At 71.2% G+C, this 6,496-nt stretch carries 6 protein-coding genes and 2 tRNA genes; 3 read left to right on the plus strand and 5 right to left on the minus strand.

Going from position 1 to position 6,496, the window contains the following annotated elements; genetic code table 11:
• Positions 1–47 precede the first annotated feature (47 nt).
• From ACFXOZ_RS05140 to ACFXOZ_RS05160, 5 genes are all read right to left on the minus strand, one after another.
• Positions 48–875 (minus strand): ABC transporter permease, encoded by an 828-nt coding sequence (locus ACFXOZ_RS05140; protein ID WP_380523810.1) that lies wholly within the window; start codon positions 873–875, stop codon positions 48–50.
• Positions 872–1,912 carry an ABC transporter ATP-binding protein gene (locus tag ACFXOZ_RS05145; protein WP_375882781.1) on the minus strand — a complete coding sequence of 347 codons (1,041 nt, stop codon included), beginning with the start codon at positions 1,910–1,912 and terminating at the stop codon, positions 872–874. The genes ACFXOZ_RS05140 and ACFXOZ_RS05145 overlap by 4 nt, the downstream gene beginning before the upstream one ends.
• A 172-nt stretch (positions 1,913–2,084) precedes the next feature.
• A tRNA-Gly gene (locus ACFXOZ_RS05150) sits at positions 2,085–2,160 on the minus strand.
• A gap of 40 nt (positions 2,161–2,200) precedes the next feature.
• A tRNA-Gly gene (locus ACFXOZ_RS05155) sits at positions 2,201–2,273 on the minus strand.
• Positions 2,274–2,413: 140 nt separating this feature from the next.
• Positions 2,414–2,731, minus strand: coding sequence for an Lsr2 family protein (locus ACFXOZ_RS05160; protein ID WP_030056585.1), 318 nt, complete (start codon positions 2,729–2,731; stop codon positions 2,414–2,416).
• A 468-nt stretch (positions 2,732–3,199) separates the two neighbouring features.
• Here ACFXOZ_RS05160 and purS point away from each other — a divergent pair, with 468 nt between their 5' ends.
• From purS to purL, 3 genes are read left to right on the plus strand one after another with little or no spacing between them, the layout of a single operon-like run.
• The gene (gene purS / locus ACFXOZ_RS05165; protein ID WP_030278336.1) at positions 3,200–3,454 is read left to right on the plus strand and encodes a phosphoribosylformylglycinamidine synthase subunit PurS; all 255 of its coding nucleotides are present in this window, start codon (positions 3,200–3,202) and stop codon (positions 3,452–3,454) included.
• Positions 3,451–4,128 (plus strand): phosphoribosylformylglycinamidine synthase subunit PurQ, encoded by a 678-nt coding sequence (gene purQ, locus ACFXOZ_RS05170; protein WP_375882778.1) that lies wholly within the window; start codon positions 3,451–3,453, stop codon positions 4,126–4,128. Before purS ends, purQ begins: the two co-directional genes overlap by 4 nt.
• Positions 4,128–6,383, plus strand: a complete 2,256-nt coding sequence (gene purL, locus ACFXOZ_RS05175) for a phosphoribosylformylglycinamidine synthase subunit PurL (protein ID WP_380523815.1) — start codon at positions 4,128–4,130, stop codon at positions 6,381–6,383. Before purQ ends, purL begins: the two co-directional genes overlap by 1 nt.
• Positions 6,384–6,496 lie beyond the last annotated feature (113 nt).

Genomic DNA, 6,496 nt, shown 5'->3' on the forward strand with positions numbered 1-6,496 from the left:
GGGGGCGGGTCCTTCGGTTTCCCGTTCGTCCTGGTCGTTCGCCCTGGTCAGCGGCGCGGTTCCCAGCGGAAGTAGCGGACCGCGCCCCAGATCGCGAGGCCCAGCCAGACCGTGCCGGTGACCAGGTGCGGGGCGGCGGCGTCCCAGCTGCCCAGGAAGCCGGTCGGGGCGGCCGAGCCGTCGGTGCCGAACCAGCCGACCCGGATCAGCTGGAAGGCCGGGGTGGTCGGCAGCAGCCGGCAGACGTCGGCCAGCTGGGAGGGCATCACCTCCAGCGGGACGAACAGGCCGGAGCCGAACTGCATGACCAGCATGACCGGCAGGGTGGTGATGCCCGCGCTCTCCACGGTCTTGGTGAAGGCGCTGGACAGCGCGGCCAGGGCGATCATGGTGGCCAGCGTGAGCACCAGGCCGACCAGCATCAGCAGCGGGTTGACCGGCACCGCCAGGTGCAGGCCGAGGCTCCCGCCGACCCCGATCAGGGCGGCCATCAGCAGGCCGAGGGTGAGCGAGGGGACGGCGGTGCCGAGCAGGATCTCCAGGTCCCGGGCCTCGCCGGTGCGCAGCCGCTTGAGCACCAGCTCGCCGCGCCGCCCGACGTACGCGGCGGTCAGGTTGTAGTACACGACGAAGGCCAGGACCATCCCGACCGAGCCGTAGACCAGCATCGAGTCGATGTCCAGGCCGGGGGTGTTCTCGGCCTGCTGCTTGAGGATGCTGCGCAGCGAGCCGATCAGCACCACCGGCAGCACCACGGCGGTGAACAGGGCGGTGCGGTTGCGCAGCAGCAGGGTGGCCTCGGCGCGGCCGAGGGCGAGCAGGCGGCCGGCGGTGGTGCTCGGGGCACCCGTGGCGGTGGTGGCTGCGGTGGTCATCGGGCGGATCCGATCAGGCGGCGGCGGGCGGGACGGGTGGGGGCGGCGGGCCCCGCGGGCGGTGTGGCGCCGGGCGGGGCCTGGTGGGCGGCCTCGGAGGCGATGGCGAGGAAGGCCTCCTCCAGCGAGGCGCTGCGGGCGTCCAGGGCGCCGAGCGCGATCCCGTGGTGGCGGGCCCAGCCGAGCAGGTCGGTGAGGGTGTCCTGGAGGCAGGTGCTCTGCACGGTGACCTTGCGGCCGTCGACGGTGACCTCGGCGCCGGCCAGGACGGGCAGCGCGGCCCCGGCCCGCCCGTGGTCGAGCAGCTCGGGGAGCTCGAAGGTGATCCGGGAGGGCCGGCCGGCGATCACCTCGGCGACGGTGCCGGTGGTGACGACCCGGCCGCCGTGCATGATGGCCAGTCGGTCGGCGAGCTCCTCGGCCTCCTCCAGGTAGTGGGTGGTGAGCAGCACCGTGGTGCCCTGGGCGCGCAGTTCGCGGACCAGCCGCCACACGGCGGCGCGCGCCTCCGGGTCGAGGCCGGTGCTGGGCTCGTCCAGGAACAGCACCTCGGGGCGGCCGAGCAGGGCCATCGCGAGGTCGAGCCGGCGCCGTTCGCCGCCGGACAGCTGCTTGACCCGGACGTCGGCGCGGTGGCCGAGGCCGACCAGCTCCAGCGCCTCCGCCACCGGGCGGGCGCCGCTGGTCATCCCGGCCCAGGTGCGGCCGGTCTCGGCGGCGGTGAGCTCGCCGGGGAAGCCGCCCTCCTGGAGCATGATGCCGATCCGCGGCCGGACGGCGGCGCGCTCCGCGAAGGGGTCGTGGCCGAGCACCCGGACGCTGCCGGCGCCGGGAGCGGCCAGGCCCTCGATGACCTCCATGGTGGAGGTCTTGCCGGCGCCGTTGGTGCCGAGCAGGGCGAACAGCTCACCGCGGCCGACGGTCAGGTCGACGCCACGGACGGCGTGGTACGCGGCGGCGCCGGTGCCGTAGTGGCGGTGCAGGTCGGTGACCTCGATCACGCTGTCGCCGGGGCGGGCGGGCTGGCTCTTTTCCATGCCCCAAGCCTTCCGCCGCCGGGGCCTTCCGGGCAGTGCGGGCCGTCATCGGTCCGTGCTGCGGATCCACGGGTCGGCGATGACAAATGTCATGGGGAGGAGCGGGGGAGGAGCACGGGAGAACGTGCGGGAATACGCCGAAGGCCCCCTCGATCCGAGGGGGCCTTCGCTCTGGAGCGGACGACGAGATTCGAACTCGCGACCCTCACCTTGGCAAGGTGATGCTCTACCAACTGAGCTACGTCCGCATGGTCAGACTATTGAGTTGTGCTGTGCTCGCACACTGCGAGCGGACGACGAGATTCGAACTCGCGACCCTCACCTTGGCAAGGTGATGCTCTACCAACTGAGCTACGTCCGCATGGTGCCTGGTGGGCACCTGCCGCCTCTTTGGATCTCTCCGTTGCGGCGACGAGGAATACTCTACAGCATCGTTCGAGGTGGTCGCCCCACCCTTTCGGTCCAGGCGGGCGGGGCGACCTGGGGCGTGCCCCGACGGGGTCAGTTCGCTTCGGCGAACGCCTCGTAGACGTGCTTGGGGATGCGACCGCGGGCCGGGAGTTCCATGCCGCGCGACAGGGCCCAGGCGCGCACGGCGGCCGGGTCCGGGGTGAGCGCGGTGCGGCGGAAGGACTTTCCGGTGCGGCTCTGCCGACGGCCGGCCGCGACGAACGGAGCGAGGGCCTCCCGCAGCTTTTCCGCGTTGTCCACGGACAGGTCGATCTCGTACGACTTCCCGTCGACACCGAAGTGGACGGTTTCCGCTGCGGCACCGCCGTCCAGGTCGTCGGAGAGCGTGACAACTACACGCTGAGCCATGGGTGTCAATCCTCTCGGGCAATTCGGCCGCCGGTTCGCGGAGTGCGCCCGCCGGCCTGATGTGCACCCACTCGCGCAAGCGCATACGGGCAGGCCTGGTGGCCCGCCGGATACGCAGCACTTGCCGCGACAGGTGGCCCTATTCTGCACCCGAAGGGGGTCGAAATCGAAGAGTTCGGCATTCTTTTCCGGATATTCACGAGTCTTCGCGGCACTGCCGGATACCGGAGTGCGGGACGGGAGGATCTGTCCCCAAGTGCCGTATTCGGGTGTTCTTCGGGCAGCGCGGTTCGGGGCCCCGAATCCCGGGAAACGGGGCCGCCCGGGCGGGGGGTGGAGGCGTCGGATCCCTTGTGGCGTAAGGGGCCTGGGTCTACGCGCGTCACCCGCCCCGGCCAGCAATCCTGCCCCGAACGGCCGGTAGTCTGGAGTTCCCCCGCCTCACCGAAGACACCACCGGGAGTGCCAGTGGCACGCGTCGTAGTCGACGTCATGCTCAAGCCGGAGATCCTCGACCCCCAGGGCCAGGCGGTGCAGCGTGCACTGCCCCGTCTCGGATTCACCGGGATCGCCGACGTCCGCCAGGGCAAGCGTTTCGAGCTGGAGCTGGAGGGTCCGGTCGACGACGCCGCGCTCGCCCGTATCCGCGAAGCCGCCGAGACCTTTCTCGCCAACACCGTGATCGAGGACTTCACCGTCCGGGTCGAGGAGGCGGCGAAGTGACCACCCGCGTAGGCGTCGTCACTTTCCCCGGTTCCCTCGACGACCGCGACGCCCAGCGCGCGGTCCGCCTGGCCGGCGCGGAGCCGGTCGCCCTCTGGCACCGTGACAAGGATCTCCACCAGGTCGACGCCGTCGTCCTGCCGGGCGGATTCAGTTACGGCGACTATCTGCGCTGCGGCGCGATCTCCCGCTTCTCGCCGGTGATGGAGACCGTCATCGAGCAGGCCCGGCTCGGAATGCCGGTGCTCGGTATCTGCAACGGCTTCCAGGTGCTGTGCGAATCGCACCTGCTGCCCGGCGCGCTCACCCGGAACGACTCGCTGCACTTCATCTGCCGCGACCAGAAGCTCCGGATCGAGAACGCGGGCACCGCCTGGACCGGGGATTACTCGGTGGGCCAGGAAATCGTCGTCCCGCTCAAGAACGGCGAGGGCCGCTTCGTCGCCGAGGCCCACGTCCTGGACGAGCTGGAGGCCGAGGGCCGGGTCGTGGCCCGATACCTCGACGTCAACCCGAACGGTTCGTACCGCGACATCGCCGGCATCACCAACGCCGCCGGCAATGTCGTCGGCCTGATGCCGCACCCGGAGCACGCCGTGGAGCCGCTCACCGGTCCGACCACCGAGGGACTGGGCTTCTTCACTTCCGTCCTCAAGCAGCTGGTGAACGCCTGATGAGCCTCGACACCGTCAAGAACGCCGAGCAGACCCCGGACGCCGCCCAGCCGTGGGCCGAACTCGGCCTCAAGCAGGACGAGTACGCGCGCATCCGGGAGATTCTCGGCCGCCGCCCGACCGGCGCCGAACTCGCGATGTACTCGGTCATGTGGTCCGAGCACTGTTCGTACAAGAGCAGCAAGGTCCACCTCAAGCAGTTCGGCGAGAAGAAGCCGGATTCGGACGCGATGCTCGTCGGCATCGGCGAGAACGCCGGTGTGGTCGACGTCGGCCAGGGCTACGCGGTGACCTTCAAGGTCGAGTCGCACAACCACCCGTCGTACATCGAGCCCTACCAGGGCGCGGCCACCGGCATCGGCGGCATCGTGCGCGACATCCTGGCGATGGGCGCCCGCCCGGTCGCCGTGATGGACCCGCTGCGCTTCGGTGCGGCCGACCACCCGGACACCCGGCGCGTGCTGCCCGGCATCGTCGCGGGCATCGGCGGCTACGGCAACTGCCTGGGCCTGCCGAACATCGGCGGCGAGGTCGTCTTCGACTCCTGCTACCAGGGCAACCCGCTGGTCAACGCGCTGTGCGTGGGCGTCATGAAGCACGAGGACATCCACCTCGCGCAGGCCTCCGGCGCCGGCAACAAGGTCATCCTGTACGGCGCCCGCACCGGCGGCGACGGCATCGGCGGCGTCTCGGTGCTGGCCTCCGAGACCTTCGACGACACCAAGCCGACCAAGCGCCCCGCCGTCCAGGTCGGTGACCCGTTCCAGGAGAAGCTCCTGATCGAGTGCACCCTGGAGATCTTCCGGGAGAAGCTCGTCAAGGGCATCCAGGACCTCGGCGGCGCCGGCCTGTCCTGCGCCACCAGCGAGCTGGCCTCGGCCGGCTCCGGCGGCATGCGGATCGACCTCGACACCGTGCACCTGCGCGACCACACGCTCTCGCCGGAGGAGATCCTCATGAGCGAGTCGCAGGAGCGCATGTGCGCGATCGTCGAGCCCGACAAGGTCGCCCGCTTCCTGGAGATCTGCGAGAAGTGGGACGTCATCGCCAACGTCATCGGCGAGGTGACCGACGGCGAGCGCCTGGAGATCTTCTGGCACGGTGAGCTCGTGGTCGACGTGCCCCCGCGCACCGTCGCCCACGACGGCCCGGTCTACCAGCGCCCCTACGCCCGCCCGAGCTGGCAGGACGCGCTCCAGGCCGACGCCCCCACCGCCGAGCGGCTGGCCCGCCCGACCACCGGCGAGGGCCTCAAGGCCGACCTGCTCAAGGTCGCGAGCCACCCGAACCAGGCCTCCAAGTCCTGGATCACCGACCAGTACGACCGCTACGTGCTCGGCAACACCGTGCTCTCGCACGGCGAGGACTCGGGCATGATCCGGATCGACGACGAGACCAACCTCGGCGTCTCGGTCGCCACCGACGGCAACGGCCGCTACGCCAAGCTGGACCCGTACACCGGAGCCCAGCTGGCCCTGGTCGAGGCCTACCGCAACGTCGCGGCCGGCGGTGCCAAGCCGCTCGCGGTCTCCGACTGCCTCAACTTCGGCTCCCCCGAGGACCCGGACGTGATGTGGCAGTTCGCCGAGGCCACCCGCGGCCTGGCCGACGCCTGCCTGGTGCTCGGCACCCCGGTCACCGGCGGCAACGTCTCGCTGTACAACCAGACCGGCGAGGTCGCCATCCACCCGACCCCCGTGGTCGCGGTGCTCGGCGTCATCGACGACGTCACCCGGCGCACCCCGGTCGCCTTCGCCGAGGAGGGGCAGCTGCTCTACCTGCTCGGCGACACGGCGGACGAACTCGGCGGCTCGGCCTGGTCGCAGGTCGTCCACGACCACCTCGGCGGCCTGCCGCCCGCGGTGGACCTGGAGCGCGAGCGGCTGCTCGGCGACATCCTGATCGCCGCCTCGCGCGACGGCATGATCGACGCCGCGCACGACCTCTCCGACGGCGGCCTCGGCCAGGCGCTCGTGGAGAGCTGCCTCAAGGGCGGTCACGGCGCCCGGATCGTCGTGCCCGAGGGCACCGACCCGTTCGTCCTGCTGTTCTCGGAGTCGGCCGGCCGCGCCGTCGTGGCGGTGCCGCGCAGCGAGGAGCTCCGCTTCAACGACATGTGCACCGCGCGTGGCCTGCCGGCCACCCGGATCGGTGTCGTGGACGGCGACAGCCTCGACGTCCAGGGGCAGTTCAGCGTCACGCTGGCCGAGTTGAAGGACGCCCACACCGGCGTCATCGAGGCCCTGCTGGCCTGACCGGCGATTGTCGAGGGGCGGGCCGGTGCGTGGAAACCACAGCCCCCACGCGGCATGTGGCCCCCATCCCCCCCAAGACCCGCACGCACCACCCCAGAAGGTGCGCCCCCCCG

The sequence above is a fragment of the Kitasatospora sp. NPDC059160 genome, assembly GCF_042755465.1.
In the GTDB taxonomy this organism is placed as follows: Bacteria; Actinomycetota; Actinomycetes; order Streptomycetales; family Streptomycetaceae; genus Kitasatospora.